The sequence below is a fragment of the uncultured Sphingomonas sp. genome (genome assembly GCF_937859915.1).
In the GTDB taxonomy this organism is placed as follows: Bacteria; Pseudomonadota; Alphaproteobacteria; order Sphingomonadales; family Sphingomonadaceae; genus Solisphingomonas.
The window spans coordinates 1-3,854 of record NZ_CALMAW010000112.1 but is presented as its reverse complement, the minus strand read 5'-3'; the positions used below and the strand labels follow the sequence as shown (position 1 = coordinate 3,854).

Annotated in this window: 4 protein-coding genes; 2 read left to right on the top strand and 2 right to left on the bottom strand. The window is 69.9% G+C overall.

Going from position 1 to position 3,854, the window contains the following annotated elements:
• Both phbB and hemH read right to left on the bottom strand, forming a co-directional pair.
• Window positions 1–691: acetoacetyl-CoA reductase (gene phbB / locus Q0326_RS14480; protein ID WP_298691717.1), on the bottom strand; the 691-nt coding region annotated here is incomplete at its 3' end.
• Window positions 692–719: 28 nt separating this feature from the next.
• Complete coding sequence (gene hemH, locus Q0326_RS14475) at window positions 720–1,727, bottom strand: ferrochelatase (RefSeq protein WP_298691715.1); 1,008 nt, start codon at window positions 1,725–1,727, stop codon at window positions 720–722.
• A gap of 356 nt (window positions 1,728–2,083) precedes the next feature.
• Between hemH and lgt the strand changes: the two genes are divergently transcribed.
• Both lgt and Q0326_RS14465 read left to right on the top strand, forming a co-directional pair.
• Window positions 2,084–2,950, top strand: a complete 867-nt coding sequence (lgt, locus tag Q0326_RS14470; RefSeq protein WP_298691713.1) for a prolipoprotein diacylglyceryl transferase — start codon at window positions 2,084–2,086, stop codon at window positions 2,948–2,950.
• A gap of 4 nt (window positions 2,951–2,954) precedes the next feature.
• Window positions 2,955–3,854 (top strand): SAM-dependent methyltransferase (locus Q0326_RS14465; RefSeq protein WP_298691712.1); only part of this gene is annotated, 900 nt, incomplete at its 3' end.

Here is a 3,854-nt window from a genome sequence, read left to right as displayed (position 1 = left end):
AGGTCGACCCGGTGACGAAGCCCCCCTCCTCGGCGACCAGGAAGGCGACGCCGCGGGCGATCTCGGAGGCGTGGCCGAGCCGGCCGACGGGGATGCGCGCGACGATCTTCTCGAGCACGTCCTCGGGCACCGCCGCCACCATCTCGGTGTCGATATAGCCCGGGGCGATCGCGTTGACCGTGACCCCGAATTTGGCGCCTTCCTGTGCCAGCGCCTTGGTAAAGCCATGAATTCCCGACTTGGCCGCGGCGTAATTGACCTGGCCGTACTGCCCGGCCTGGCCGTTGATCGAGCCGATGTTGACGATCCGCCCCCAGCCGCGCTGGCGCATGCCGGGGAAGGTCGCCTTGGCCATGTTGAAGCAGCCGCCGAGATTGGTGTCGATCACCGCCTTCCACTGCTCGTAGCTCTGTTTCAGGATCGTGCTGTCGCGGGTGATGCCGGCATTGTTGACGACGATGTCGATCGGGCCGAGCTCCGCCTCGACGCGCGCGACGCCTTCATGGCAGGCGTCGAAATCCGCGACGTCCCATTTGAACGCGGGGATGCCGGTCTTGTCGGTGAACGACTTGGCCTTGACGTCGTCGCCGCCATAGCTTGCCGCCACCTTCACGCCGGCGCCGTGCAGCGCGATGCTGATCGCCTCGCCGATGCCTCGGGTGCCGCCGGTCACGATCGCTACGCGGGTCATTCGCCTCTCCCTGTTGGTTGCAGCGATCCTATGCGGGCGCCACCCAGCCTTCAAGCTCCCGCGCGAGGATGGTGCGCAGCATGGCGATACCCTCGCCGCTATCGTTGAGGCAGGGCAGGCAGGCGAAATCGGTGCCGCCCGCCTCGACGAAGGTCTCGCGGCCGCGGATCGCGATCTCCTCGAGCGTCTCGATGCAGTCCGCCGAGAAGCCGGGGGTGAGTACGGCGATCCGCTTGATGCCCTTGGCGGGCAGCGCGGCGAGCGTGAGGTCGGTCGCGGGCTCGAGCCATTTCGCGCGGCCGAAGCGCGACTGGAAGGCGACGATCAGCTCCTGGCCGAGCGCTTCGGACAGGAGCCGCGCGGTCTTGCGGCAATGGCAATGATAGGGGTCGCCGAGCTCGAGCGTGCGCTGCGGCATGCCGTGGAAGCTGGTCATGATCGCATCCGGCACGAAATCGAGCGCGGCGACCGCGGCGCGCACCGAGGCGGCGAGCGCGGCAATATAGGCGGGATCGTCATGATAGGGCGGCAGCGTGCGCAGCGCGGGCTGCCAGCGCATCGCGGCGAGCGTCGCGAAGGCGGCGTCGTTGGCGGTTGCGGTCGTCGCGGCGCAATATTGCGGATAGAGCGGCGCCACCAGGATGCGCTCGCAGCCCGCCGCCTTGAGCGCGGCGAGGCGGTCGGCGATTGCGGGTTTGCCGTAGCGCATCGCATAGTCGACGACGACGCCCGGCCCGAACGCGTCCTTGAGCGCCAGCGCCTGGCGGCGGGTGATCGCGGCGAGCGGCGAGCCCTCCTCGGTCCACACCAGCCCATAGGCATGCGCCGACTTCTTCGGGCGGGTGCGCAGGATGATGCCGTGGAGGATCGGCAGCCAGGCGGCGCGCGGGATCTCGACGACGCGCTTGTCGGAAAGGAATTCGGCGAGATAGCGCCGCACCGCGCCGGTCTCGGCGGCATCGGGGGTGCCGAGGTTGGTCAGCAGCACGCCGATCTTGGGCGACGGGATCGGCGGATGGTCGGGGGGCATGGTCATGTCCTAGCGCCCAACGACGCGCGAGGCGAGCGGTGCCGTGGGGTATGAAAACAGCTTGCCGCGGCCGTCCTCCCCTCCCCTGCAGGGGGGGGGGCGGGGGGGGGGCCTCGCTATCGGGGACGGCGCCCGCGGATGCGCCCCACCCCCGACCCCTCCCCTGAAGGGGAGGGGCTCGTCTGCCTCATCGTCTGTGCGCGCGTCCGGAGGTGCGCCCGCCTCCTACCCCTTTTTGAGAGCGGGCGCGGCCATTCTCCCCTCCCCCGAAGGGGTGGGCTCGCTCGATCCACCCCCCAATCCCCGGTTCCCGTCCCCGTCCCGGCACGATAAGGAGTGCCGCACACGAGAAGGACATCGCCTTGCCGCCCGTCGACCCCGCCGCCTACACGCATTGGACCTCGCTCGGCCTGTCACCGGTCGCGCTGTCGATCGGTTTCTTCCAGCTGCGCTGGTATTCGCTCGCCTATATCGCCGGGATCCTGCTCGGCTGGGGCTATATGCTCAAGCTGATCGCGCAGCCCGGCGCCCCCGTCGCGCGGCGGCATGTCGACGATTTCGTGTTCTGGGCGACGCTCGCGGTGATCCTCGGCGGGCGGCTCGGCTACATCCTGTTCTACAATTTCGCCGCCTATCTCCAGCATCCGCTCGACATGCTCAAAGTCTGGGAGGGCGGCATGTCGTTCCACGGCGCGACGCTCGCGGTGGCGCTGGCGATCGTCTTCTTCTGCCGCAAGAACGGGCTCAGCATCCTGCGCTTCGCCGACTATATCGCGGTGGTCGCCCCGATCGGGCTGTTCTTCGGGCGCATCGCCAATTTCGTCAACGGCGAGCTGTGGGGTAAGGTGACCGACGTGCCCTGGGCGATCGTCTTCCCCGGCGACGCCGGCCCCTATCCGCGCCACCCGAGCGAACTCTATGAGGCGGCGCTCGAGGGCGCGGTGCTGTTCGTACTGCTCAGCCTGATGTTCTGGCGCTCGAAGACCGCGCGCTATCTGCCCGGGCTGCTCACCGGCACCTTCCTGACCGGCTATGGCGCGTTCCGCTTCTTTGTCGAATTCTTCCGCGAGCCCGACCAGCAGTTCGCTGGCACCTTCTTCTCGACGACGCTGCACATGGGGCAGCTGCTCGACCTGCCGATGCTGATCTTCGGCCTGTATCTGCTGTTCACCGCCAAGGCGCGCCGCGTGCGGATCGAGCCCATCGCCGGGACCGCCAGCGTCGCCTGAGCCGATGCCCCTCCCCCTCGCCGACCGGCTGCGGCGCCTGATCGCGGGCGGCGGACCGCTCCCGCTCGCCCACTATATGGCGCTCGCCAATGCGCATTATTATGCGACGCGCGATCCGCTCGGCGCCGCCGGCGACTTCACCACCGCGCCCGAGATCAGCCAGATGTTCGGCGAGCTGATCGGGCTGTGGTGCGCCGACCTGTGGATGCGTGCGGGCGGCGGCGCCGTCGCCTGGGTCGAGCTCGGCCCCGGCCGCGGAACGCTCGCCGCCGACGCGCTGCGCGCGATGGCCAAGGCAGACCTGACCCCGGACGTCCACTTCGTCGAGACCAGCCCCGTGCTCGCCCAGCGTCAGCGCGCCGCGGTGCCGGCCGCGGTCCACCACGACAGCCTCGCGACGCTGCCCGACGACCGGCCGCTGCTGATCGTCGCCAACGAGTTTTTCGACGCGCTGCCGATCCGCCAGCTGGTGCGCACCGGCGACGGCTGGCGCGAGCGGATGGTGGCCTATGACGGCGAGCGCTTCGTCGCCACGCTCGGCGAACAGCGTTTCGACGCGGTGATCCCGGAAAACCTGCGCGACGCCGACACGATCGAGACCGCGCCCGCTGCGGTCGGGCTGATGCGCGAGCTGGCGGCGCGGATCGCGCGCCAAGGCGGCGCGCTGCTCGCGATCGACTATGGCTATGCGGGCCCGCTCGGCGGCGACACGCTGCAGGCGCTGCACCGCCACGGCTTCGCCGATCCGCTCGAGGCCCCCGGCGAACAGGATCTGACCGCGCATGTCGATTTCGCCGCGCTCGCCGAGGCCGCCGTCAGCGAGGGCGTCGTCGCGCATCCGCTGATCCCGCAGCGCGCGCTGCTCGACGCGCTCGGCATCGCCGCGCGCACCGCCGCGCTCGCC